This window comes from Flavobacterium sp. TN-1, from assembly GCF_052828645.1.
The window spans coordinates 2,052,562-2,079,189 of record NZ_CM128253.1 but is presented as its reverse complement, the minus strand read 5'-3'; the positions used below and the strand labels follow the sequence as shown (position 1 = coordinate 2,079,189).

Here is a 26,628-nt window from a genome sequence, read left to right as displayed (position 1 = left end):
ATGAAGGTAAAAAGCTGAGGCGATAAAAATCCCTGTTTTTTTTTCGTAGATGTAGTTTTTGCATTGAAGATAGAAAATGGTTATTTTTATCTGTAATAAATTTTCAATCCATAATCTGAACCTAAACTATCATTTAAATAAAAATCTGTATATTATGCAATATAAGCCTAAACAAGTTTCTTGAAAACAGGTTAAATCTTATATAAGAATACATATAAATACGCAGAAAAATAGATCCTGAGGTAATGAGGTATAAAATGATATTTTTAAAGAGAGACTTTACGTGGCTCGGAGAATTAAATGAGAAGATCTCCAATATCAAGATAGGTAGTTTAAACAATGAGGGTGTCTTAAAAGTTTTCTTATTATCATTTCAACCAAAGGTAGAAAATAAAATTACATAGTACTTATATCGTTCTTGTCTTATCGTTGAAGCAATAAACTAGATCTTATTTTAAGGTACTACTTTTTAGACACCCACAATGTTTTTAAAAATATGTTTGATTAAAACATTTCTCTTCCTGCAAAATGAAAAGCACTTTCAATAGCAGCATTTTCATCAGAATCAGAACCATGAACTGCATTTTCTCCAATAGAGGTAGCATATTTTTTACGAATAGTTCCTTCAGCAGCTTCTGCTGGGTTAGTAGCACCAATTAAAGTACGGAAATCTTCTACTGCATTATCTTTTTCTAAGATAGCTGCAACAATTGGACCACGAGACATAAACTCTACTAATTCACCGTAGAATGGTCTTTCAGCGTGTACAGCATAAAATTTTTGTGCATCTGCAACTGTTAACTGAGTTAATTTCATAGAAACAATTCTAAAACCGCCTTCAGTAATCATATTTAAAATTCCACCAATGTGTCCTTTTTCAACAGCATCTGGTTTAATCATTGTAAAAGTTCTATTTCCTGCCATTTTTTATTTTTTTAATTTTGGTGCAAAAGTACAAACTTTAGTTTAAAAGTTTAAGAGTTTAAAAGTTTATTTTTTAAGTTTTTTTAAAAAACGATGGTATTAAATTCGTTACTAAGCGGATTTAGCTTTTCTAATAAAGTAGCAATAAAGTTTTCGCCATATTCTATGTAAAACATGCTAAAGTTGAGCTGTCTTTCTTGCAAGCTTTTATTAGGAAATAATATATTTTGTAAATCCACAATACGCATTAGTTTATCATTCTGATTCTTTTTTTCTGCTTTTAAAAGACGTTTTTCTAGATTTTCTAATCCTTTTATTTGTTTTACTTCTTGGGCTTTTACTGCTTTTATAAATGTTTTATCTGTTCTGTTTGCAATATCTAAAAGATTTTCAAATTGTTTTCTTAAATGTTCCTTTTCTTTTGAAAAATCTATTTTAAATTCTGAAAATTGTCTTGTTTTATAGTTTACTAATTCAGCTTGTTTAAGAAACAAATCAAACCAAGTTAATTTTAATTTATCTGCTTTTTTACATTGTTTTTCAGAAGCTATAACTACTGAATTACGAAGTAACAAAATTGGAAAGGTTATCTTAAATGCTTCAAACATTTTTTTTAATTCTATCCAATAGGCTATCTCTCCTCCTCCTCCTACATACGATAAATTAGGTAATATCAATTCTTGATACAAAGGTCTTAAAATAACGTTAGGACTAAATTTTTCTGGTGCTTTTTGAAGTATTTCTAAAATTTGAGTTTCAGAAAAAACAAGCTGTGTATTATTTATTTTATAAACTCCATTTTCAAAAAGAATACGTTCGCGCAAATGATCTTCCATATAAAAAAGGTTTATTTCTCTTGGATTTACCTGAATGTCATAAGATAATTTAGATAATGTTTCTGTAACTTTTTTATAAGATGTTTGTTGAAGTAATTCTTCCTTAATAACAGGTATCAAAAGTTGTTTTAACTCTTTGTCATCTCCATCTAAAATGACTAGTCCGTATTCTTTAAATAGTTCATTAACTAAATAACGTGTTGCATTCGCTAGATTATCGTGTTCTAAATAGGATTTTTCAAAAAGTAAAGTAAGTTTTTTAGCGTGTTCACTGGTTCCTAAGAATGTCTTTATTTCTTCGAAAACATCATCTAGTCCTTCCGTGGATAGCCTTCCTACAGGTCCTTTAGATTTTTTGTTCCAGCTAATTGTCTTTTTATTATATTTAAAATGGTTAATTTCCTCAAAATCGTGATCTTCAGTTGCCATCCAATAAATAGGCACAAAACGGTATTCTGGATATTTTACTTTTAATTCGTTACACAATTTAATGGTAGAAATAATTTTATATATAAAATACAAAGGTCCTGTAAATAAATTTAGTTGATGACCTGTCGTAATTGTAAACGTTTCTGGCTGATTTAATGAATGTATATTATCAAGGGTAAGTTGACTAATATCAATACCTTGATTTTGTTTTAACAAAGATTTTATTAAAACTGCTCGATTTTTTAAATTATAATTACTTGATTTTTCTTCTATCTGATTTAAAAAATTTTCAATTTTAGGCGATCTATTATAGAATGACTGTATGGCTTTTTCTTCATTTAAATAATCAATAATTAATGGCGTAAAATAACCCGAGTTTTGAAAAGTTATACAATCTGTTGGCATATCTTTTTTTAGGTAAAAATAGCAAATAGATTCTTTTCTTTTTAGGTTTTAACATCTTCTTAAAAAATGATTTCTATCTGTACTCATTTTTTTATAGAAATCACGAAGTAAAAAGAGGCTGTCAAGATCTAAATTTAAAACCTTTAACAACCTCTTTTCTTCTCATTTACATCATTTTTAATATATTGAAGACTCTTATTTTTATGCTAATTTGTATTCTGGACAATCAATTCTAATATCTGAATCTGCTAACCTAACATCCATCAGTTTACAATAATGCAACTCTTTTTCAAAGGTGTAATAAAAACAGCTAAAACACATTCTTTGGATGTTTATTACATTGGTTTTATTCAAATCATATATCAATTTTAATAAACTATTTAGTAATATTGTTTTTTCTTCTTTTGATAAACTTTCAAAAGGTTTTTGCATAAAAGAAGCAAAAAAAGATCCTTTTGAAGCAACTCTCTTCCCTTCTTCTGTTAATGATAGCAAAAAAGCTCTAGTGTCTGAAAAATCGACTTTTTTAATCAATAAACCTTTAGCTATCAAAATCTTAACACTATCACTTATAGTGGCTTTGGTCATATTAAACTCTTCTGCTAAATAACTTATTTTACATTTTTCCTCAGAATGGAAACAGATAAAAATTAAAATTTGAATTTGAATAGGACTCAGAGAATTTTCTTTACTTTCTTTCCATAGCAAGACTCTAAATGCTTCTGAAATACGTTCTAAAGCAACTACTATACGACTTTCTATCTTTTGATTTTGATCGTCCAAATTAAATACTGAATATTTCATTTATTTAAAACATATAAGGTTTAATCCTTTTTACTTGACCTTTTTTTATTCAGGTTTATATTTAGAATGTCTTTTCTACATATATCCAAGCTTTTTTTCCCGATTCAAAAGTTTCTTCTATTCTTTGATATTGATCTACTTCATATCTATCTGTTTCTTCTAATTCGGCAGAGGATATTTCAAATATCATTCCTTTAATGAAATCTGATTTATTTTCTGTTTTTACTGCTATTGGATGCTGTTCGAGTTCACTTTTAGCCAAAACTTTAGGATCTGTTATTAACAAATTTTCAATTTTATATCCTTTCAAAACATCTTTTTGACCTGCTAGAATTCTTCCATAATTTTCAAGCTGAACTTTTTCTAATTGTAAAGTACCGTAAGAAAAGAGTAAGTGTATAGTATCTTTCATTAGCAATTTTCTATTTCTATAATAAAATATCCTTTTTTATTTATTTCTTCTTCCCATTTAGGTTCAAGAAAATCTATATGACAAAATTTACATTCTTCTGAAGTTAATTTTTGTCCTTCTTGTCCTTTCGTTTTTAAATATTCTCTACCATAATCATAAACGATGGCTGGATCTGTTATAATTTCTTGAGGTACAATTATATCAAAGTGCATAACATCTCCTTCTTTTTTTGTTACATAGGTGTCCCAAACTGCTATTTTCATTTTTATTAGGTGTTATAGAGGTCATAATTTAACTACACAGTATTCATGAAAGGTTGTAATACGAATATCTAGTATAATGTCTTTAATTATTATTTTAGTATTTTTTAAAACAGTTAATAAATCAAAAACATTTTTATTTTATTTTCTAGATTTAAGGTAAACTATGACCTCAACGATATTAATTTATTATTAAGATTCTTATTAAATTTCTAAACGTATGAAATAAGATAATTATTTTACTTTAAAAGGTAATGATAATTTTTCACTGGCTATAGAATATACTTTATAAACACCCAACATAGGCTTATCTCCTCCTCCTTCGTGGCCACCATTATCATTAGCCTTAACCTGCATATAAACCGTTACGCCATCATACGAGAAATCTTTTTTATTGTTTATTCTATAATCTGGAACAATCACTTTAATTGTATTTCCTTTAGTTACAACCTGGAAACCAGGCGAATCCATATACATAGGCATACCAGGATTGGTTGACGGCAAAATAATTGTCTTATCTTTAGGATCAAATTCTTTTACAGACAATCCTCCTTGAACACGCTTATCCTCTGTTAGAACTACCCAATGTGGATGCCATATTATTCCATCATTTTGAAAATTACGATCTGCATTTTCATCCCATAATGGCGTATCATCAAAATCTGGATGAGATGTCAAAGCTAATGCTACAATTCCTTCTGTTTTACCAAATCCAACATCAGTTGGTTTTAAAGTTGTAGGAAATACATATCCCAAAACAGGAGCTCCATTAAGTTGACCTACTGGTCTAGGTGTTGTTTTTCCTGCTTGTCCTTTAACTGTTATTTCCCAAATAGTAGCTCCTATTTCAGCTGAATGCTTTACATTTACTTTTTGAATTTTAAAGTTATCATTATCATATTTACCACATTTATCGCAGGCAAAACCATAAAATGTGAAAAGAGAAAATCCGAAAGAAATAAATAAATTTTTCATTTTTGTATGATTTTAAATTATTAAAAAGATTAAAAATAGGAATCCTAATTTTTGAAATATCAATAAGCAATTAGGACTCCTAATTAAATAGGCTAAAAAAATTTACCCTTTTACATCAGCTAAAGTAGCTCCAAAATTTATATGAAGTACATTTCCGTTTACTGTGAGTAAAGCGGGTACTGATTTTACACCTGCTTTTTCTGCTTCTGTAATACGATTACGATCTTCACCAAGATGTACAATTTCAACATTAGCCTCACCTATAAGGTTTACAATATCGTGTTCTGCACTAATACAAACAGGACAACCTGCATGATAAAAAATTGATTTTTCCATTTTATTAATTGATTTTATTGTTAGCACTATTGCTGGTACAAATATAGTTAGGATTCCTAATTAAATAAAATATTTTTTTATATTTTTTTCAAACTACAAGTTAAATGAAAATATCTTGGGTAAAATACTTTATAAAAAGACCATTTTTATTGGATATAATTTATTTAGAACTTAATTGCATTAGACTTGTGATGAAATAATAAGGAAAAGGAATGTTAAAAAGACGCGTTTTTTTCTTACGGATATAGTTTTACTTCCATTAGATTTGTATTATTTAGATTATAACATATTTATTATGTTAATATATGCGGCAGCGGGGCTAACAATTTCTAAAACTGTTGATCTCTTTACAAAATTTTAAAATGAATAAGGTGAACATTTAGGATAAAAGAGGAAGTACTTTTTTAGATTCAAAATCATTTTATCTGTACTAAATTTCTAATGTGTAATCTGATTTAAAAAAGGTAATGTATTAAAAAGTTTGTAAAGCAATAAAAATTAGTATTGGTTCTCGATGCGCTTCGCGCTCGAACTAACGATGATTTCAATTATATACTCAACTGTTTGTTCGAGTTGTTTTAAAATGAATAAAAAGATCGAGAATTTTACTTTTTAATCCAGTATATTTTAAGTTTAAATGGTATTATCTATTAAATACAGGAAGTAACGTATTTTATGAAAAATGAGAGTATAAAAACTGCTAATTTTATAGAGAGGTTTGGGGATATTAGGAAAGATTTTAAAAAAAACAGGTATTTTTACAACACCTGTTTTCTTATTATTTTGTTAAAAAGTCGATATCCTAATACAGAACGCAGGGTACTCATGGCGTTTGCATCAAAACCAACGGTATAACGGGTAAATTTTACACGTGGAGTATTTGCTATTTTAAAAAATGTTTGTACGACTTCTTCTATCAAATTTGTATTTTTTGATTGTTTTTTGATTAATATCCCTGAAATTTTATCCATCATAAGATCATATACATCTATCCCTGTATTTTTACTTTTCACCACATTTTTTTGAAAAGCAGTGGGAGCATTTCCAAATTGCACAGTGCTTACTCCTATTCCAAAGTTCATCAGTTCATACGACATACATTCTGAAAAACTTTCTACTGCGCATTTAGTAGCATGATAAAAACTTCCTAAAGGTAAATTCACTAAACCGGCAATAGATGTAACGTTTATAAAATGTCCAAAGCCTTGCTTTCTAAAAACAGGTATAAAAGCACGACAAACTTTTACACATCCTAACCAATTTGTGGAAACAATATTATCTATACCTTTATCTTCTGAAAATTCAACAAATGAGCGATAGCCAATACCTGCGTTATTTATAATAACATTAATAACAGGATGGTTTTCAAGTATTTCTTGCTTTGCTTTTTCTATGCTTTCTGTATTTGTAACATCAAGCAAATAGCTACTTATGTTTGGTAGATCCGCTATTTCTTTGCCTTGTTCTAAACAAATCATGGTAGCAATAACATGCCATCCTTTTGCTGCAAAATATCTTGCTGTAGCGGCTCCTATACCACTAGAAGCTCCTGTTATTAGAATAGTTTTCATTTTTTAATTTCGTTTGTCTATTAATGTAATGGGTTTACGGCTCATAGGAGGGAAAATTATTTTTTGTAATTCTTCCATAGCTAAAACTTCAACTTTAGGAGAAACTCTTAGTTTCGCTCTAAAATGATCTTTAATTTCGGTTAAAAATCGTTCCGTTGTATCCGTTGATGCAATCTTAATTATAATTTCATCTGTTCCTAGATCATTTGTTGATATTTCAATCAAATGGCTTTTTATAGATTCAAAACAAGTCATCAGATCGTGCATAGCGGGTGGATATAGAGTTGTTCCTTTGTACTTAATCATGTGTTGTTTTCTTCCTATCACAGGACCTACTCGTTGTGTATTTCTACCACAAGCACAGGGTTGTGTGTGAAGTTGTACAATATCTCCTGTTTGAAAACGCAATAAAGGCATTCCTTCTATTCCTAGAGTTGTTATAACTAATTCTCCCGATCCTTCAGTAACTGGGTTATTACACTCGTCTAATACCTCTGTAATAATTAACTCTGGATGATGATGTCCTCCTTGAAATTCTTTACATTCTGTAAATGCTGTACTCATTTCGGTAGAAGCGTATGTAGAGTACAATGGGACATTCCATTTTTTAGTAATTTTTTGGGTTAAAAGAGAAGGTGAAAAATCTTGATTACGCAATGATTCTCCTATACAAATAACCCCTTTTACACTTGATTTTTGATAATCTATTCCTTGTTTTTCTGCGTATTCGATCATTTTTAATACAAAGGAAGGTACTCCAATTAAATATTTGGGATGGTATTTGAGGATGGAATCCCATTGGAGTTCAGGAATCCCTGCTCCTACTCGAATAATACCTGCTTTTAATTTCCGCAAGCCCATAAAGTAAGCCAATCCTGCCATAAAACGACGATCCATCGTAGTCATTAATTGTACCACATCGCCTTCTTGTATGCCTGCACAGGCAAAAGACAGTGCTTCATTATATGCTAATCGATCCAAATCTGAATCTGTTAAACCAAAAGTAACAGGGTTTCCTAGTGTTCCTGAAGTGGTGCTATAATCAATAATTTTATGTCTAGGTACGCACAAAAAATCTTCATTATGTTGTTGTAAATCATTTTTTGAGGTCAACGGTAATTTTTGTAGGTCCTCTAGTGTTTGTATTTGTTTTATATCTACCTGATAATGATCAAACATATTTTTATAATATGTTGAATGTGTGTTTAAATATACCAGTAATTCTTTTAATTTTTGCTCTTGAAATTCTTTAATTGCAAGAGATGATAGTGTTTCTATTTCTGGTATCATGATAATTTCTTTTTTGTCTTTTTTAAATAGTCTTGAACCTTATTTCGATCCAATAGGGTTGTAATTTCTAATGTAAGTGCTTTTTCAAAATTATGTAATGCCTCTGTATACAGTTTATGAGAGTATTGATAAACGCCTAATTTATAATAAACAGACCATAGTTTAGGATTTAATTCTTGGTATTTTCTAATAAAATCAGGTGTTAGAGTTTCTTTTTCATTAATTGTTTTATCTAGTAGTTTGTCATATTTCCTGTAGAGTTGATAATCAGCATACGCTTTAGTGTCTAGAAAAGAATCTTTAGCAATGGTTAGCTCAGGTAAATGAGTGACTTTTGTTTTTTGTTGATCAAAAACTTTATTTAAATCATAGGCTACAAAGGCTCCTAATTGATAGGGACTAGAAGAAACCCACATGATACGACTTTCTGGTTTAAAAATTACGGCATGATGTGCTAGAAGTTGATTAATAGCTTTTTCATTTCCGTAACCAATAGTCCCTTCTTTTAACCCTTCTTTATTTCTGAGAATTTGAGCTATTTTCTCGGGGGTCATTTTTTCTTCATTTGCTAATAATTCTTGTATTCTTTCCATACGATACAAAGAATGGCTTTCTTTTATATGTTTTATATTCCTTTTGTCATTTTGATAAGATGAACTCTGAAAATGATTCGAACAAACTAATTGATTGGTGTTTTGTACTTCGTATACGCCAAAATTATTAGGAGATACTTCTATAATTACTGCTTTTTTATCTTTTGCACTGCTTACTAAGATAGACTCTGACACAAAAACGGGTCTTTGTTTTGCTATTTTTATTGCTTCATCTATAGTTGTGGCGTATTGTAATATTTCTCTCGTAAGAAGAGAAATGGGTGTTTTAGCTACTAATGGCATTTTAGATTTTCCGGCATTTATGGTAACGGTTAGTCCTTCTTTATTCATTCCTGAAAGTACACCTATCATACCCGCCCAACTAACACTAGCAAAAGGGATTCCTTTTTCTGGATTAACAAAACTGATTACCTTGTCTTCAGCGAAATCATCTCCAGCATAAAAATCTAAATTTCTACCTATTAGCAATTCTCCATCCATTGTTTTATTTCCCCAAACAGCTAATGAAGTACATCCTACTAATGCTAAATCCTGTACAGCGTGTCCTATATCATGGGCTCCGTGTAAATATAAACTTCTTAGATAAGGTGATGCCATATAATTAAAAGAAGTATCGGTATATTGGGATACTCCATATATTTCTGTTTTGTATTCCTCTTTTATATTCAAATAGAGTTTTCTGTTGTACCATCTTAAAAAAGTACGTAATAGTTTTTGTTTAAATTTAGAAGGAACAATTTTTCTTAGGTGATTTAAAAAAATTCGTTCTTGTTTTTTTACTAAATCTTCGGCTAAGGCTCCTGAAAGCAATCCTAATTGAGAAGGGTTTCCTTGAATATATAATTCCCAAATTTTATGAGCATTTCTTACTAAATATCCTTGTTGATGGGTTATTAGCGTATCGGACAAACGAATTACTGTAGGTTTATCACTTTCTTTAGGAAGTTCTAATGGAACATGATGAAGTGATCTATTAATTCCACACGAATAAAAAATCGAAATAAAGAAAAAAAAGCATATATGTTTTTTAAAATCACTCATTTTAAAATTTCTTCATTTATTTTGTTTATTAAATATTCGGTTCCAACGATCTCTCCACAAGTAGCTACTGCTCCTATTGTTACCCCTAATACGCCGTGCATTTTAACACTCTGTCCTGTAAAAAAAAGATTTTCTATTTTTGTTTTAGGCGAAATAAAGGTTAGCATAGGATTATTAGAATCTTTTACGTATCCGTACAAATTACCGTTTTGTCCTCCTATATAATCTCTATAAGACAAAGGAGTAGATGCGTACACTGATTTAATAGAAGATCGTATGTTGGGAATTTTTTTTTCAATTTCATTTAAAAAAATTTCAATTTTTTGTTTTTTAAAAATTTCATAATCTTCACCTCTTTCTTTTGATTCTGAGACGGTATTATGAGTGGTACTCCATTTTTCTACTTCTTCAAAACGCATATAGGTTAAGGCTGTAAGACTTTCAGCCCATTGTTGATTATCCGAAGCGATATTCATTGATAACATATAACTTTCTGGCCATGATTGTTCTGTATACTCACTGGCTTGCCAGATTCGCTTGTGATCTTTAAAATGGTAGCAATTATGATTTAAATAAGGAAATGTTTGGGGTTTAAAAACTATATAAATGCTAAATGGGGCAATTTGAGCTTCAAGATTTTGAATTCGTGTAAAATAGGCTTTTCTAAAATATTCTTCTCCCACTAATTTTAAGGTGGTTTTGGGCTCTATATTGGAAATAAATGTTTCTGCAAAATACTCTTCTCCATTTTTAGTTGAAACGGAAACGATTTTTTGATCCTTTACTTGAAATTTATTTACTTTTTGATGTTTAAAAACTTCACCGTTATATTTGCGGATTATTTTTATAAGTTGTTTGGTTATCTGACTTCCTCCGTTTATACAACGCCACGCACTTTGAATGTAAGAGTTAACTGATAGGGCGTGTACATAAAAAGGGGTTTTGTTAGGTACGCCTGCATAAAGAAAATTAGAGCCTAGCAATACTGCTTTTAATTTTTCATTAGACGTGAGTTCATCAAAATATTGTTTTGCGTTTATAGATAAGATTTCTTGTTGATAACCTCCCTCTGTTTTTAAGTTATACAAGGGGAAGGAATTACATACATATTGCATTTTTTGACAATATGCCTGTAACGCTTCTTCTTCTTCTGGAAAAAAGGAGACCAATTGTTTTATAAAATTTTCATATCCTTGGGCATGAGGGTATTTATTAGGATCGTTATCAAAAGTAATATAGTCATAAGCATCTTCTTCCATTTTTTTTAGCTTTAACTTATCAATTATTTCTATATACTTAAAATAACTATGTAAATTTTGATCTTTACATAAACCACCTATATAGTGAATACCTGTATCAAAAATGGTTTTATCTCGCACAAAGGTTTGTAAATTACCTCCATATTGATTATTTTTTTCTAAAACACAAACCTTTTTGCCTTCTTTTGCTAAAATAATAGCAGATACCAATCCTCCTAATCCACTTCCAACAATAACAACATCGTACTTTTTTTTCACTAGACTACTTTATTAAAAATTTTGATTTTACCTATTTCTTTTGAAAGTTCAAATCCATTGTTTAAAATATATTCAACATACAGATCAGTTTCAAACAATACTACTTTGTTAAGTTTTTCTAAGTGAGGAAATAATTCTTTTTCATCAAAAGATGAGGTCGAAATTAATAAACAATCATACGGTTTCAAAATATCTTGAGGATTTAAATATTGTATATTTCTTATTTTGTTTAAATAATTAGTAGATGCTATTTCAAATTTTTCTAATGAATGAAAAAAAGTTTGAATTTTACGTTTAGGATACTGCAAAGTAAGAATTGTATTTAACTGACCATAATCATTGGCAAAATGCAAAATTTTAGCATCTTCTGCTATAGTGGTAAACAATGTATGGTAATGCTCTTTATTTAAATCAAAATCTTTTAAAACTTTTTTATAAATGTCTTCTTCTTTATACAGATACCCGTCTATGAGTTTTCTACGGAAAAAATCTTCGTTTTCTAGTTCATGTCGTATTTTATCAAACGTTAGTCTATAAAATTTATTTATTTTTTTTGTCCTAGCAATATAATCTTCTCCAAAGCTTTTGTCTTGATATGATATATAATTACCCACTACTACTGTAATACTTTCATTATGAATCATAAAATCACCTTTAGGCAATGTTTCTGCATTTCCATGTAAGTATACAGGCAAAATATCTAATTTAAATTCTTCGGCTAAGTAAAAAGCTCCTTTATGGAAGCGTTTTACTACATTATCTTCAGAACGAGTTCCTTCTGGAAAAATCATCAAGGAATAACCTTTTTTAATCTTATCGCGTAAATGCTCTAATCCTCCTTCTATTCCTTTAGAAACAGGGTAATATCCCATGGCTTTTACTGCTTTGCCAAAAATAGGCGATTTATAAACCCAATCATTTACAAGATATACCATTTTGTGGCTTAGCATACCTAATGCTAAAGTATCTAAAACGGATACATGATTGGCTATTACAATAGCTTGTTTGCTAAAATTAATTCTATTAGGATTTATAACTTTCTTTTTTACGATAGGGTTTGTATGTAATACGGTTTTAAAAAAAAGAACCATCATTTTTCTAAAACACATCATTTTTGTTTCTCTTTTTAAGGGCAAAATACCCATTAAAAAACGGCCTATGGTAGATAAGAAAATCCCTCCAAGAACATAATATGTTAACGCTATTATAGAAATTATAAGAGTAAAAAAACGAATGGGGATTTTTCCTTTTTTAGGACGATTAAAAAACAACCATTTGAAAACTATTGGATAAAAAACAAATGTTATTAATAATGCACTGAGGACCCCTAGCAAGGATACTGAGGAAATAGAAACTAAGGCTGGATGTTTGGCAAAAACTAAGGCTCCAATGGCTAAAATAGTGGTTAACGCTGCTAAAATAATTGAAATACGATAAGCAGGCATTTCATCCTTTCCTGTGGTATATTCTTTTTGTAAAGCACTTGTCATAAAAATAGTAAAATCTACTCCATGCCCAAATATTAAGGTACAAACGATGGTACTAAATATATTTAATGGAATATTAAAAATTCCCATTAAACCCGCGGTAACGAATCCTGTGGCTATAATAGGCAATAAACTGACTAAGACTAATTCAATACGTTTAAAGAAAACAAATAAAATAATAACTACTGCTATAAAAGAATAGTTAATCAGATTGTTAAAATCATCACGCAGTTTTCCTAGAAAAGTTTCATTTAATTGTTGACGATCTATGACTACAACGTTTGCTAAATGTTCAACGGTTTTAATTAATTTTTCTTTCTTTTTTTCATCTATTTTTACAACTGTAGCTATCGTGTACCAATTGGTTGAGTTAGATACATATTCATCCGTCAAATCAGGTAGTAATTGTTTTAAATCACCTAATTGAAGTGGTTTAATATCCGAACGGATTATATCATAAAAAGCCTGATGGGTTGTTGGTTTAAACCCAAAAGTTTTACCGTTTTGTACTAATTCGTTTTGCACTTTTTGACAAACAGAATTTGACCAAAAAGATTTCCATTTTTTAATCTTATTCGTTTGTTCTACTTCTGAAGGTAATAAAGCAGCTAACGAACTGTAATTATAAATATTTTTTGTTTGTTTTTGCTGAGTTAAAATAGCATTTAATTTTGTGTTGCCATCAATGGTTTCTTTTTCATTTTTACCATATACAACGATATAAATGGCTTTAGAGGTTAAACGTGTAGATTCTTCTAACTTTTTTTCGGCTTCTTTTACTTCTTTTGGAATAAAATTTAGGTCGCTTAAATTATTATTAAAGCTTACTCTACTAAAGGTAAAACAACTTATAAAAAGCAATAAAAATGTTCCTATAATCAAAAATTTGTTTTTCTCGAAAGGTATTTTTGACAAACGATCTAACATTCCTGCATGGGATAAGCCATTGTTTTTAGGTTTATACAAATGAGGAATGATTAACAATGAAAACAAAGCAGATATCATAACACTTATAGAGGCAAATATCCCCAAGTCTTTAAGTGCATCTGATTTTACAAATAACAAACACAAAAAAGCGACTGCCGTTGTTGAGCTACTCATTATTAAAGGCTTAGCAGTATCTTTATACAACTGTTTTATATCGGCATTATATCTATAATGTGTCATGATATGAAGCGAGTAATCTATAGTTACGCCTAACAAAACAGCTCCTACACTTAATGAAATAGCGGAAATCGTTTGTCGTAAGAAATAAAGGCTGGCAATAGCAAATAAAACACCAAAAATAGTAGGTATAAAGATGATTATAGGAATTGTTATTTTTCTAAAAAATAAGATAAGAATCAACATAAGTGTTCCCATAGATAAAAGGACTGTAGTAATGATATCTGCCTTTATTTGGTTAGCATTAGCCACCGCAATAATAGGAGAGCCAAAATACGATAACTGTACTTTATTTTTAAATTCTTTGTTAATAGCTGATTGGATGCTTTTTAACAAGTCTACAAACTCAGCATTTTTTTCAGTTTCGCTTCCACCATTTCGAGGATTGATGAATAACAACAACTTGCTTTGGTCACGAGTTAGCAAATAACCGTCCTTCATGATGAACTCATCTCCTATGGCCAATTGTTGCATTTTTTTTAATCCTATAAAAGTAATTCCTAATGGGTCTTTTATGATAAAATCACGAGTAATTAGACCGGATGGACTAATTAGGGATTTATAATTATTTTCAACCAATACTTTTATACTATCGGATTGGATTTTTTGTCTAATTGTTTTATAATCTTTTTCTTCTAGAAATAAGGGAATATTTTGATAGATAAATTCAAAAACTTGGTTAATATTTTCTTCTGCAGCCGTTCCTTGAATTCCTTTTATATAAGGTTTTACCAAATGAAGGCTGTCTATAAAAACATGAGCCGCTTGTGTTAAATCTTCAACAGAGCCTGTTCTTTCTTTTTCAATAATAACGGTAATTTTATCCGCAAATTTTAATTGTTTAATAATTTTAGAAGTTACATCTGCTTTGTCATTTTTTGGTAAAACACGTGTAATATCTTCTTCGAATTTAATTTGAAAAGCAAAAAAAGTTATTATCACTAAAAACGCTAATGATGACAAGAATGTTAGAATCCGGTTCTTTTGAACGAATTCATGAATTTTAATAAAAAAAAAGTGCATTTATACCCTATTATTTTCCCGACGCGAAAGTACTAAATAACTTCCAACTCCAAAAATAAATGCTGTTATGAATGCTAGGATAAAACTTCCTATAAGATATTGAAAAAAGTGTTCTTTGAGTTGCGAAAAATCAAAAACGTTAACAAGTTTAAAAGGTGCTTCTTTTTCTACAAATAGGCTTCCTATTTTTAGCGAACTATAGATAATAATAGGAATCATAGGAGGCACACTAATGTTTGAGAAAGCAAAAGCTAAAGTTTTATTTAATCGCAATAGCACAGCAGAGGTAATTACAATAGCAGTCTGAAACCCCCAAAAGGGAGCAACGCCACAAAAAACACCTAATGCTATTGATTGCGATTTTTTAGTAGCAGAATCTTGGGTAGAAAAAAGGTCTTCTTTTAGAAATGTTTTAAAACTTTTTTTTTTAAAATTTCTTAAAAAATCACGAGGTTTTATGTACAAAAATAGAATTAAGACCAATATTGTATTTAAAATACTGATCCGGGTAAAATCTTTAAACGGTCTGAAATGAGAAACTCTTTCGGTAGGATCGTATAAAACTTGAATGGGAATGTTTTGAACAGCAGTACCATTCCAAGCTGTTCGTACAATAATTTCTATTTCAAATTCAAATTTATTTGTATAAAATGTTTTGGGAATGGCATAAAGTGGGTATAATCTGTAACCTGATTGTGTATCTGTTAACTGAATACCTGTTTCAAACCAAAACCAAAAGCTAGAAAAACGATTACCAAAGCTACTTTTTTTAGGTACTGAATCATGATTCATGTTTCGGCTACCAATAAATAAAACAGGATTATTTGATTCTTCTAATGCTTTTACAAAAACAGGAATATCGTCTGGATAATGTTGTCCATCAGAATCAATTGTAATAGCATAGTCGTATCCTAAATCGAGTGCTTTTTTAAATCCGTTTTTCAAAGCATTTCCTTTGCCTTTATTTTTAGGTAGATTGACTACTGTAATGGTCTTAGCGTAGGTTTTTAAAACAGATGATGTACTATCTGTAGATCCATCATTTACAACAATGAGTTTTGAAGTATAATTTAATACTCCATCTATTACTCTCTTAAGAGTTTTATGATTATTGTATGTAGGAATAATGACGCACAATTTTAAATTATTGATGCGTTCAGACAACGATAAATTGGAAATCATTATTTTAATTTAGATTTTTCAGAATCCATAAAAACCTTAGATTGAGCAATATAACGATGCATATATTCTTTTAGAGCGACATTTTGTTTATTAAAGCCTTCCAATATTTTTTTTTTATCTTCTTCTATATTACTCTTGTATTTTAAGAACTTAGGAGTATGTTCTTGAATACTAAGTCTAACTAAACGGATTTCAACATTATTTTCATCTTTGCTTACGGCTTGTTCTACTGTCTTTACTCCTAATATGAATTGTTCTTTTCGCTCTTCTTTATTAGTTGCAAAACGTGATTTTAATAAAATAGCAGCTCCTTTATAAGCCATTAATACGGGAGAATCCCCATTTGTTTTTTGAAGTAGTTCGTAAAAGTTTTCAGTATTTTTTTTTGATTTAGAGGCATATTCATACTGATTGCGCAAATCTGAAAAATTCTGAAATAATACTAATAAAAAAGTAATTCCTGAAATAAAAAGAGGGTTCATATAATTTTTATTAAAATAAAAAACGACTTAAGTAGTTTGCAAAAATACAAACTAAACTTAAGTCGATAAAAATTTATTTAAGCTTTACGATATGTATTTGTTAATTTTAACGCTACGGTATCACCAAACTTTGTTGTATTTTTTACTTTTATTTCGGTATCCAAATCTCCTGACAGATCTAACTCTAAAACTAATTCAGGATTTGTTTCTGGATTAATAATAGCCATAAATTTCACATTTGAAGAGGCTGTCATTCTTAATTCAGTATGAAGAATTTCTTCTAAAAGTTCTTTTATAATCTGCATCATACAAACCCCAGGGGTTACAGGATTTCCTGGAAAATGCCCCTTAAAAATTTCATGTCTTGGATTTAAAGTTACTTGCGCCAGATATTTATTATCTGTTAACTGATCTAACTGATTAACGTTATAAAAACCGTTTAAAAGCATTTATTATTTTATATCAAATTTATAATAGGCTCCAAAAGAGAAAAGCACATTTGAGTGATTTTCTGTTCTAGAAGAGAAAGAAGTTCCGCTGTACGTAGAATGTGTCGTTTGAACTACTGGTGCTACTCCTACTTTAAACCTAGCTTCTACCCCAAAGTTTTTAGTAATGTCATAACCTGCTCCCATAGAAAGAGTTAAATCTACATCATTTTCAGCTTTAAAGTTCTTACTCGTGATAAAATCTAATCCAGGTCCTACATGCAAATTAAATTTCTTAAAATTAAATTTGTTTATAGCTTGTACTCCTAAATAAGAAACATCTAAGTTTCCATCCTCTAATTTATTCGTTCTGGGATTATAAACTATTTTTGCGCTAGCTCCTTGAGATGAATAGTTTAGCTCTGGCTGTAACGTATAAAGTTTATTGAATTTTAACGACGCTCCAAGACCTAAATAAAAACCAACTTTTGACGAAAAAAGATTACTATTTTCATTTTTAATAGTTTGTCCTGTGTTTGCATCATAAGTATAAGAATATTGAAATCCTAATTCTCCATTAGTAAAACGGGAAACATTTAAACCTCCACGAACTATAGGGTTAAAAGTTACTTGAGCTTGAACTCCGCTTACTCCTGCAATAAATAAAGCTAATGCTATAAATACTCTTTTCATATTTATTATTTAATTATTTGTTTTAAAATTATTTTTATATCAAAATTATAATGTTCTAAAAAAATTTGGTCCGCAAAATTTATGTTTTTAACATCAAAAACTATCGAAAATTTAGCTTTCCTTTTTGAAGATTGTATTATTTTAAACAACTGATTTGTATTATTTTTAAAGTAAAAATAGTTTTGATTTGTTTCTAAAACTTTTTCTTCTTTGTTTTTTCTTTCTGTTTTAGCTATATGTTTTTCTTGAACTAATAATTTTAGATCATCTGTTAGTATTTTTAATACGATCTTTTTATTCAGATCTTCTACTACATAATTTAGTTTTACTTCTTTTTCTCCTATAGTAAAATCTAATAATTTATTTCCAAAATCAGTAGTCATAACGACTCTATGTAAATTTTGGTCTATTTTTTTAACAACTAACAAACCGCTTAAAGCATTTCCGTATACTTCTATCTGAGCTTTGTATACATAATCCAGTTCAGGGTTTGCAAAATAAGGATTTACGATCGTTTGCTCTTTTTGTTCTATTACAGAATTAGGAAGAGGCTCGTATACTTTACAGCTTTGAAAAAAAATTATACATATACTAATTATCAAAAACCTCATCGTTAAACTTTGCATTTACTTGTTTATTTTTAAATACTATCCTCGTAAAATCATCTGTAGGTTCTATTAATTTAACTTGTGAAACGCTTAGATCTTCTTTTGGAAATATTAATTCAATTCGTTTGATGTATTTTTTTACTTGATTTGATTTTGATACTAATTTTACAAGATATTCTTCTTTTGTTTTGAAATACGAAATTATAAATTCTTTATCATCAAACATATTACCACTTACACTACCAATAATCATTTTATTGATTTTTTCAAATAGTTTTCCGTCAACTGTACTTTTTTTCCCTTGATCATTGATAAAAACTTTATTATTCTTAAAAACAATACTGTATTGGTATGGTTTATTATATTGCCAATTCAGCAGATTGGGTAGCTTAAAATACATTTTACCTGCACTTTCAATATCTTTTGATAAAAAATCTAGATGTTTATATTGTATAAAGTCTGTTTTTATCGTTTTAATATTTTTATTTTCTTTTTCTATCAAATTCTTAAAATTAATAATTTCAGAATCTGTCATTTTTTGTTCTTGTGCTCTAAAGCTTACAAAGAACAAACAAGCGAATAGTATCAGTATATTTTTTTTTATCATTATACTCTTTTTCTAATTATTGTTTTCTAACTCTTCTATAGTAATGGTTTCATACTGATTTTCACTCAAGAATATCAATAATCGTGCCAAAACATTTACTGTTTTTTGAGAAATATCATGAAGTAGTATAATTTTTCCTTTTTCTAATCTGAAAATGATTCTATCTAAAATCTTATTTTCATCCTCAATAACAGTATCTAATGAACGAATGGTCCAACCAATAACTTGATAGTTTTTTTCACGAACGGCTCTTGCTATATGAGGATTTGTAACACCAAAAGGGGGTCTGAAAAATTTATTTTTTTGAGTCGTTAGTTCTTGTATAAGTTGGTCGGTTTGATCGAATTCTTTTAATATTTTTTTTTTCCTAAAAAAACCCATTCGATTTGAGTGTGAATAGGTATGATTGGCAATTATATGGCCTTCTGCTACTATTCTTTGGGCTATTTTCGGATATTTTTCTAGTTGTTTTCCTATACAAAAGAAAGTAGCTTTCATTTGATGTTGTTTTAACAAATCAAGTATTTTGGGGGTAAATTCCGTAGGCCCGTCATCAAATGTTAAGGCTATTATTTTTTTATTTGTTTTGAAACTATTGATGGTGGGCAAAAAGTAACCTAAACGGATATCAAATGCTCCCCAAGCTGTACAACTTATATATATATGAATCAGGATAAGGTATACCCACCAAGGCATTTGCCAATATATAAACAAAGGCAATAATAGGAAAAATAAAAAACTTAGGTAGGTATGTTTTAACATTGTGACAACAGTACTAAACTATGATCTCTTCCTTGATATTGATTATATAATAAAACTTTTTTTAAGCTGGTTGGTTTTATACCATTCCATTGTAAGACTTCGGGAATTTCTTGTTTTTTAATCAAATGGGAGGCAATCCACAATCCAAAAGCAGAAGCTGTATTATATTCTCCTGATATATTTTTATAGTATAGTTGCGATGTAGAACTAAACATAGAGGCTATTTTATCATAAAACACATCGTAATGTACGTCGCCATTATATCCTAAAACTAAAGCATCTATGTCTTCTAAGTCTATTTTTTGTTCTAAAAGGAATTTACGTACAAAATCTTGAATTTCTTCTTTATCTAATATATTTTGTAGGCTTATTGCTTCTACCTTTGCATAGGTCGATTCTTTTAATTGATTAGAAAGTGTAAAAAAGGTAGCTCCCTCACTAAAAACTACACCTGTTGTTTTTGTATTTTTGATAGAGAAAGGTTTGTCTTCTTCTTTTTTTATTATGTTTACTAACTTGTAAAGTTCTAATGTATGAGAAGAGGTTTCATCTATTCCTCCTACTAAAACTGATTCTGCCTCTCCTGTTTCTATTTGCATTTTCCCATCTAATAAAGCGGTTTCAAAAGACACAGCTCCATTAACATACGTAAAATTATAACTTTTACATTGGAGTCCTAGAGCAATCTGTCCTGCTACTGTGTTATGAGTAGACTGAATAAATGAAGTAGGTGTTAAAAATTGTTCTTGGTTATCTATAATTGCTTTTAAAAATTTTTCAGAATCTTCTACGCATCCCATACCTGTTCCTGTAATAATAGCATCAGGATAATTTATACCTGCTTCTTCCAATGCTTTATTAGATGCAAAAATACCCATTTTTACTCCTTTAGCCATTCTACGAATCATCGCGGGTGGAATTATTTCTTTATAAGAAGGTTGAAGGGCAAATAATACATTTTGATTGTCATGAATTGTTATTTCATTCAAAAAATTTCCTTCGTGTGTTTTTTGAGCGGATACACTCCCAACACCATTTATATAACACGTTTTCATTGGTTATTTTTTTGAAAAAATTAGGGTTGAACAATTTCCTCCGAAACCAAATGAGTTAGATAATACATAGTTTATTTCTTTATCTAGTACTTCTGTTTGAGGAATTAAATCAAATTCTTTCATTGGAGTCTTAAAGTTTAAATTTGGAAAGACTTTATTATTCTGAAGGGCAAGAATACTATATACTGCTTCAATAGCGGCGGCGGCGGCTAGTGTATGACCTGTAAAAGCCTTAGTAGAACTAAATTGAGGTATTTTGTATCCTTCAAATGCTCTTATGATAGCTTTTCCTTCAGACAAATCATTATTAGGTGTGGCTGTACCGTGTACGTTTATATAATCAATTTTATCAGGTGTAATAGTCGCTTTTTTAAATGCTTTTTGCATCGCTAAAAAGGCTCCTTCTCCATTTTCTGATGAAGCTGTTTGGTGGTACGCATCATTAGCATTTCCAAATCCAGTAAGATAGGCTAACACTTTTTTATTTGTTTTTGTGATCATTCTATCCGATTCTAGAACAATGAAAGCAGCTGCTTCACCTAAATTGAGTCCTTTTCGTTCATCATCAAAAGGGGTATTATAAGTATCTGAAAGGATCATTAATGTTTTAAAACCATTAATTGTAAATTTTGACAGGGCATCTGTACCGCCTACAATTACTCGATCTAACTGACCTGAAGCAATCATTCGAGCTCCTAACATAATGGCATTTGCTGCTGATGAACAAGCGGTACTTACAGTAGAGACAAATCCTTTTAATCCAATATAATCTGCTATTTTATGAGAAGAATTACCTGCATCATGTGCCTCTATGTATTTTTGTAATGCTGGATTTTTAAAATATTCATAATAATATCTTTCTGTCATATCCATTCCTCCTACACTAGTTGCAGAAATGAGTCCTGTTTTGTATTCGTTAAGATCAAAGATACTCGCATTTTCAATTGCTTTTTTAGCGGCATAAGCACCTAACATGGCTGTACGAGAAAAATTATTATTCTCAGATAAACCTAACATGGTAGATAATTCTTTATTATTTAATTTTATTTCACCTACTTTAATGGCATCTTTATGAAGGGTTTCAAAATTTTGAATTTGGGAAATTCCTGCTTTTTTATTCAAAAGTGCTTCATAATTTTCTTCTACTGTATTTCCTACAGAAGAAATTATTCCCATACCTGTTATAGCAATTTTCATTTAAACGAAAGTTTATGGTAATTAATTAACAAAAGGAGTTTAAAAAGGCTGTTTAAAAGAATTTCAAACAGCCTCAAAATTATTTTGTTCTATTTTTTGCAATAAATTCTGCCATTGTTTCAACCGAAGCAAAAATAGTTTTTCCTTCTTTTGGATCTGTTAACTTTATTCCATACTCTTTATCTAATAGAACGATTAGTTCTAACGCGTCAATTGAATCTAAACCCAAACCGTCTCCAAATAATGGATCGTTATCTTGAATATCTTCTACTGTTGTATCTTCTAAATTTAATATTTCAATAATTTTAGCTTTTAGCTCTCCTTTTAATGCTTCCATCTTAATTAAAAATTTGTTTTATATTATCTATTTGGTGTACAGTACCTGTATTCTTTTTATCTACTAAATAAACTACTGCTTTATAGTTTTCTTGAAATAATTCTACCCAACCACAGAGTACTTTATCTGCTTTTTCTAAATCCAACAATTGTTTTGTATAGGTGTATATAAACGATGGTTGAAATTGGTCAAAAACAAAAAAGGCATTTTCTGAATTTAACTTATGTTTTATACTTACTTCGCCTATACATATATTGGGTAAAGTATAAACAAAAACGGCTGGGCTTGGAAAATAATTTTCTTTGTCTGCGATAGATTCTTGATGTTTAACATCTGTATCTAAACTAGCTGATTGGTTTGCAAAGACAATAGCTATATTATTTTCTTGTTCTTTTTTAATTTCTTCTCTTAATACAATTTCAGATGCTAGAAAAGCCAACTTACTTAAATTATCCATTTTAAAAAATTTTGGATAATTGATTTCATATTTTTTATAAATTTTTTTTGCAAATTCTACAAATGAATTCTGATCGTTAATCATTAGTTTTTGTCCATCTACAACTAATCCTTTGGATGTAATTGTACAAACTTTTTTTATATATAATTTAGTTTCCAAAATTACTTTATTTTTTTTAATACTATAGCGGTATTACATCCTCCAAAACCTGATGCTGTTTTTAATATAACATTAATAGGCATTTTTAATGGTTGGGTAATTACATTAATAGGTTGCGTTACTCCACAGGTTTTATATCCTTTTGAAACGATTAATGTATTGTGCTTTGCGCTTTCGATAGTCATAATCGTTTCTAACAATCCTGAAGCGCCTAGTGTATGTCCGTAATACCCTTTTAAACTATTTAGGGGTTTATTTTGCAACTCTAGTCTATTAAAGGCTATTGCTTCCATCTCGTCGTTATAAGGGGTAGCTGTTCCATGGGCTGAAATTATATCTACGGAATTACTGGAAATAGTAGCTTCTTTTAATGCGGATTGTATACTTCTATAAAGTCCTTCTCCTGTGCGAGAAGGACCTGATATATGATTGGCATCATTTACGGCTCCTTCTCCTAGTATTTCAAAGTCATTAGGTTTAACTTCTTCTTGTAAAGAGGTTATATAAATTGCTGCGGCTGCTTCACCTAATGTTACTCCTGTTCTATTAGCATCGTATGGTTTACAAGGTTCGTCACTCATTGCTTGAAATGAGTTAAATCCTGATAATACGAATTCAGTAACTTCATCTGCAGCCACCACGTATGCGTTATCATACAATCCTCCTTGTATAAGTCTTTTGGCTACAGAAACAGCTAGTACGCCTGATACACATGCATTAGAAACAACTATGGGTTCTGTTTTAAACCCGAAAAAATGGGCTATTTTTTTTGCTAAAGTACTTAAAAAAGCTTCGGTAAGACTGTTAGATGTATTTTCTAACTGAACAATATCTCCTTTAGTGGTGGAAAAAATAAAAGCTGTTTTTTCTGTTATTTTATTTGTATCTAGAATTGGCTGTAATACTTGAATTAAGGTACGTTCTATTTTTGAATTAGCTTTTATTGATTGGTCTATTAAGTTATCGGGTATGATAGCTGCATAAAAATCTTTTAGCATTCCTATTTGTGAATGCTTTTTTATACCTGTTTCTTCTGATTGTATGGCTAACCAATTTTTTTCAACGGAATTACCTAAAGGAGTAATACAGTTGGTTTTTGTTATATAACAACGTTTCATTTTATTCTATTAAACCACATTTGCGTTTCCATTCTTTAAAAAAAGCGGGAAGACTTAATGATAAATCTCCGTTAGCATCTAAAAAAACTTGGACTGTTTCTCCTGTACAAACGATATTATTATTTTTATCAAAAATTTTATATCTAAAAATCATTTTGGCGGCGGGGGTATCTACAAAGGTAGTTTCTATCCTAGCGACATCTCCATATCGCAATGATAATTTATGTTCGCATGATGATTTTACAATGGGAGTTGTATAACCATTAGCTTGTACATCTAGATAAGAAATTCCGTGCTGTCGACCAAAAGCTTCTCTTCCATCTTCAAAATAAGTAATATAATATCCGTGCCAAACGATTCCTAAAGGATCTGTTTCGTTAAATCGAATACGTATATCATGAGCTACTGTTAGCTGAGGAATTTCTTTACACAGCTCTTTTCTTTTTATCATACACAATGGCTATTGTAACTGTTAAAATAAAAAATAATATTAAAAGGATTAAATTGGGCAGGATAGATAATATTCCTGTATTTCTTAAAAGTACATCGTAAAACGCGTTTAATCCCCAGTTCATTGGGGAAATATGTGAAATATATTGCATTATTTTTGGCATGGCAAAAACGGGAACCCAAACTCCTCCTATAGCGGCAAGGATAACTACTGAAGTGGCTCCAAAAGGTGCTGATTGTTCTTGTGTTGTAGCTATAGTACCCAACAAAATTCCAAATCCTATGGCTGCTAAACCTGCACATATTGTAACTAAATTCATTAGTAAAAAACGTCCACTTATATCTAACTGAGGTAAATTTAAATAAGGGAATATGTACAGACCTATAAGCATCATTAACCAAAACTGAATCACACAAATGATTAAATAGGTAATTGTTTTGCCTAATATGACGGTGCTATAAGAAACGGGGTTAGTAATTAGTCTGATAAATGTTCCTTGACTCTTTTCTTTGACTATGTTGATAGATAAGGGAACTACGATGAAAAAAATAGCAAATAATGTCCAAGCAGGAACATTATGTTGTACTGAATTAGGTATTATTTCTTTGTTATTTATTTTTGGTATTATTTCTTTATAAGTAATAAAGTTTTTTTGTTCAAAAATAGGTTCGTCTGTCTCCCCTATTTGTTCTTGAAAAGAGGTATAGATTGTTTTATTTTCGATAGTAGCTACCATTTTATCAATAGCATTTTTTATATTGTTTTTAAAGCTTAACTGTGAAGCAGGATCAAAATATAATTTAATTTCTTTTGAGCTAATATTTTTTTGAGTTTGGTTTTGAGGAGCTTCTGTTACTCCGAAACTACTCATTATTTTTTCAACATTTTGATTTACTTTGGTTTGTAAATCATTACTTAAATTTTCAGGAACTATTATTGCTAATTGATATTTTCCTTGTAAAACTAATTCCTTTGCTTTTTCTTCGTTTAATTTTATTCTCTCATTTTGGGTTATTACCTCTAAAGCGCCACTTTTTCCTAAACTCTGAATGATATTTTCGGCAATGGTTCCGTGATCTAAATCTACTAGAAGAACAGGTATTTTAGTATCTGAAACTGTTTTAAAAGCCTCATTCTGAATGAGTGTAATGGTAATTATTAATACTAAAGGCATTACAAATAATATTACCAAACCGCCAAAATCGCGTTTCAGTAATATTATTTCCTTGTATATAGACATCCAAAGTTTATACATTATCTCTTAATTCTTTTCCGGTTAAAGCAATAAAAACATCTTCTAAATTGTAAGCATCTGGTGTTTTTTGTATTAATTCATCTGGTGTTCCTTCTGCAAAAATGGTTCCTCTATCAATAATAGCAATTTTATTGCAAAAATCTTGTGCTTCTGTTAAATGATGAGAGGTATAAATAATGGTTGTTCCTTTTGTATTTAATTCTTTTAAAAAATTAATAATGACATTTTTAGATTGTACATCTACACCTACAGTAGGTTCGTCTAAAAAAAGGACTTTAGGATCATGTAAAATACCAGCTATCAAATTCACTCTTCGTTTCATCCCTCCTGAAAACGTTTCAACTCGTTTATGGGCAAACTTTAACAAGCCAAGGTGTTCTAATAATTGATCGACTTTTGTTTTTAGTTGATTTCCTTTTAGACCTAGCATACTACCGAAATACAATAAATTTTCACGGGCTGTTAAAGTAGGATATAAGGCGTATTCTTGTGGTACCACTCCTATGTTTTGTTTGATTTTTTGGGCATCATTTGAGTATGTTAATCCATCTATAGTAAAAGTACCTGAGGTAGGTTTTACTAAACCACATAAGATAGAAAGCAATGTTGTTTTACCTGCTCCATTAGGTCCTAAAAGACCAAAGATATCATTTTCAGCAATTGATAAGTTTAGGTCGTTTACTGAAAAAAAATCAGCTCCTTTATATTGTTTATAAAGCTTCGTAATATGTATGATTTCTTTATTCATT

General features: G+C 29.7%; 27 protein-coding genes. All 27 read right to left on the bottom strand.

What is annotated here, in order from left to right; genetic code table 11:
* Positions 1–504 precede the first annotated feature (504 nt).
* Positions 505–924, bottom strand: a complete 420-nt coding sequence (locus ACUXZJ_RS09115; protein WP_060381839.1) for a nucleoside-diphosphate kinase — start codon at positions 922–924, stop codon at positions 505–507.
* An 83-nt stretch (positions 925–1,007) separates the two neighbouring features.
* Positions 1,008–2,594, bottom strand: a complete 1,587-nt coding sequence (gene bshC, locus ACUXZJ_RS09110; protein WP_060381838.1) for a bacillithiol biosynthesis cysteine-adding enzyme BshC — start codon at positions 2,592–2,594, stop codon at positions 1,008–1,010.
* Positions 2,595–2,795: 201 nt separating this feature from the next.
* Positions 2,796–3,398, bottom strand: coding sequence for a MarR family winged helix-turn-helix transcriptional regulator (locus ACUXZJ_RS09105; protein ID WP_060381837.1), 603 nt, complete (start codon positions 3,396–3,398; stop codon positions 2,796–2,798).
* A 61-nt stretch (positions 3,399–3,459) separates the two neighbouring features.
* The gene (locus ACUXZJ_RS09100) at positions 3,460–3,810 is read right to left on the bottom strand and encodes a gamma-glutamylcyclotransferase family protein (RefSeq protein ID WP_060381836.1); all 351 of its coding nucleotides are present in this window, start codon (positions 3,808–3,810) and stop codon (positions 3,460–3,462) included.
* Positions 3,810–4,073 carry a DUF2024 family protein gene (locus ACUXZJ_RS09095; RefSeq protein ID WP_060381835.1) on the bottom strand — a complete coding sequence of 88 codons (264 nt, stop codon included), beginning with the start codon at positions 4,071–4,073 and terminating at the stop codon, positions 3,810–3,812. The genes ACUXZJ_RS09100 and ACUXZJ_RS09095 overlap by 1 nt, the downstream gene beginning before the upstream one ends.
* Positions 4,074–4,304: 231 nt before the next feature.
* Positions 4,305–5,045, bottom strand: coding sequence for a hypothetical protein (locus ACUXZJ_RS09090; protein WP_060381834.1), 741 nt, complete (start codon positions 5,043–5,045; stop codon positions 4,305–4,307).
* Between the two features lie 102 nt (positions 5,046–5,147).
* Complete coding sequence (locus ACUXZJ_RS09085; RefSeq protein WP_060383810.1) at positions 5,148–5,381, bottom strand: hypothetical protein; 234 nt, start codon at positions 5,379–5,381, stop codon at positions 5,148–5,150.
* Positions 5,382–6,139: 758 nt separating this feature from the next.
* Positions 6,140–6,952: an SDR family NAD(P)-dependent oxidoreductase gene (locus tag ACUXZJ_RS09080; RefSeq protein ID WP_446194776.1), complete on the bottom strand. Its 813-nt coding sequence runs from the start codon at positions 6,950–6,952 to the stop codon at positions 6,140–6,142.
* A 3-nt stretch (positions 6,953–6,955) separates the two neighbouring features.
* On the bottom strand, positions 6,956–8,242 hold the full coding sequence (locus ACUXZJ_RS09075; protein ID WP_446194774.1) for a phenylacetate--CoA ligase family protein: 1,287 nt from the start codon (positions 8,240–8,242) through the stop codon (positions 6,956–6,958).
* On the bottom strand, positions 8,239–9,897 hold the full coding sequence (locus ACUXZJ_RS09070) for a C45 family autoproteolytic acyltransferase/hydolase (protein ID WP_446194772.1): 1,659 nt from the start codon (positions 9,895–9,897) through the stop codon (positions 8,239–8,241). Before ACUXZJ_RS09070 ends, ACUXZJ_RS09075 begins: the two co-directional genes overlap by 4 nt.
* Positions 9,894–11,414 (bottom strand): phytoene desaturase family protein, encoded by a 1,521-nt coding sequence (locus ACUXZJ_RS09065; RefSeq protein ID WP_446194770.1) that lies wholly within the window; start codon positions 11,412–11,414, stop codon positions 9,894–9,896. Before ACUXZJ_RS09065 ends, ACUXZJ_RS09070 begins: the two co-directional genes overlap by 4 nt.
* Positions 11,414–15,088, bottom strand: coding sequence for a 1-acyl-sn-glycerol-3-phosphate acyltransferase (locus tag ACUXZJ_RS09060; RefSeq protein ID WP_446194768.1), 3,675 nt, complete (start codon positions 15,086–15,088; stop codon positions 11,414–11,416). The genes ACUXZJ_RS09065 and ACUXZJ_RS09060 overlap by 1 nt, the downstream gene beginning before the upstream one ends.
* Complete coding sequence (locus ACUXZJ_RS09055) at positions 15,089–16,270, bottom strand: DUF2062 domain-containing protein (RefSeq protein WP_081078388.1); 1,182 nt, start codon at positions 16,268–16,270, stop codon at positions 15,089–15,091. It lies immediately after the preceding gene.
* The gene (locus ACUXZJ_RS09050; protein WP_446194765.1) at positions 16,270–16,752 is read right to left on the bottom strand and encodes a hypothetical protein; all 483 of its coding nucleotides are present in this window, start codon (positions 16,750–16,752) and stop codon (positions 16,270–16,272) included. The genes ACUXZJ_RS09055 and ACUXZJ_RS09050 overlap by 1 nt, the downstream gene beginning before the upstream one ends.
* 77 nt (positions 16,753–16,829) lie before the next feature.
* Positions 16,830–17,201, bottom strand: a complete 372-nt coding sequence (locus ACUXZJ_RS09045) for a 3-hydroxyacyl-ACP dehydratase (protein ID WP_014166418.1) — start codon at positions 17,199–17,201, stop codon at positions 16,830–16,832.
* 3 nt (positions 17,202–17,204) lie between these two features.
* Positions 17,205–17,873, bottom strand: coding sequence for an outer membrane beta-barrel protein (locus ACUXZJ_RS09040; protein WP_446194763.1), 669 nt, complete (start codon positions 17,871–17,873; stop codon positions 17,205–17,207).
* Positions 17,874–17,878: 5 nt separating this feature from the next.
* Positions 17,879–18,475, bottom strand: coding sequence for a hypothetical protein (locus ACUXZJ_RS09035; RefSeq protein ID WP_318257349.1), 597 nt, complete (start codon positions 18,473–18,475; stop codon positions 17,879–17,881).
* Positions 18,465–19,088, bottom strand: a complete 624-nt coding sequence (locus tag ACUXZJ_RS09030) for an outer membrane lipoprotein carrier protein LolA (protein WP_089047350.1) — start codon at positions 19,086–19,088, stop codon at positions 18,465–18,467. The genes ACUXZJ_RS09035 and ACUXZJ_RS09030 overlap by 11 nt, the downstream gene beginning before the upstream one ends.
* 12 nt (positions 19,089–19,100) lie before the next feature.
* Complete coding sequence (locus ACUXZJ_RS09025; protein ID WP_318257350.1) at positions 19,101–19,784, bottom strand: polysaccharide deacetylase family protein; 684 nt, start codon at positions 19,782–19,784, stop codon at positions 19,101–19,103.
* A 59-nt stretch (positions 19,785–19,843) separates the two neighbouring features.
* Positions 19,844–20,905, bottom strand: coding sequence for a beta-ketoacyl synthase N-terminal-like domain-containing protein (locus ACUXZJ_RS09020; protein WP_089047352.1), 1,062 nt, complete (start codon positions 20,903–20,905; stop codon positions 19,844–19,846).
* A 3-nt stretch (positions 20,906–20,908) separates the two neighbouring features.
* On the bottom strand, positions 20,909–22,102 hold the full coding sequence (locus ACUXZJ_RS09015; protein WP_060381821.1) for a beta-ketoacyl-[acyl-carrier-protein] synthase family protein: 1,194 nt from the start codon (positions 22,100–22,102) through the stop codon (positions 20,909–20,911).
* A 79-nt stretch (positions 22,103–22,181) separates the two neighbouring features.
* Positions 22,182–22,439, bottom strand: a complete 258-nt coding sequence (locus ACUXZJ_RS09010) for a phosphopantetheine-binding protein (RefSeq protein ID WP_446194759.1) — start codon at positions 22,437–22,439, stop codon at positions 22,182–22,184.
* Between the two features lies 1 nt (position 22,440).
* Positions 22,441–23,055, bottom strand: coding sequence for a 3-oxoacyl-ACP synthase (locus tag ACUXZJ_RS09005; RefSeq protein WP_088466561.1), 615 nt, complete (start codon positions 23,053–23,055; stop codon positions 22,441–22,443).
* 2 nt (positions 23,056–23,057) lie between these two features.
* Positions 23,058–24,173: a beta-ketoacyl synthase N-terminal-like domain-containing protein gene (locus ACUXZJ_RS09000; protein ID WP_060381818.1), complete on the bottom strand. Its 1,116-nt coding sequence runs from the start codon at positions 24,171–24,173 to the stop codon at positions 23,058–23,060.
* 1 nt (position 24,174) lies between these two features.
* Positions 24,175–24,624 carry an acyl-CoA thioesterase gene (locus ACUXZJ_RS08995; protein ID WP_088466560.1) on the bottom strand — a complete coding sequence of 150 codons (450 nt, stop codon included), beginning with the start codon at positions 24,622–24,624 and terminating at the stop codon, positions 24,175–24,177.
* Positions 24,599–25,879 (bottom strand): ABC transporter permease, encoded by a 1,281-nt coding sequence (locus ACUXZJ_RS08990; RefSeq protein WP_089047354.1) that lies wholly within the window; start codon positions 25,877–25,879, stop codon positions 24,599–24,601. Before ACUXZJ_RS08990 ends, ACUXZJ_RS08995 begins: the two co-directional genes overlap by 26 nt.
* On the bottom strand, positions 25,872–26,627 hold the full coding sequence (locus ACUXZJ_RS08985) for an ABC transporter ATP-binding protein (protein WP_243825932.1): 756 nt from the start codon (positions 26,625–26,627) through the stop codon (positions 25,872–25,874). The genes ACUXZJ_RS08990 and ACUXZJ_RS08985 overlap by 8 nt, the downstream gene beginning before the upstream one ends.
* Between the last annotated feature and the right edge of the window lies 1 nt (position 26,628).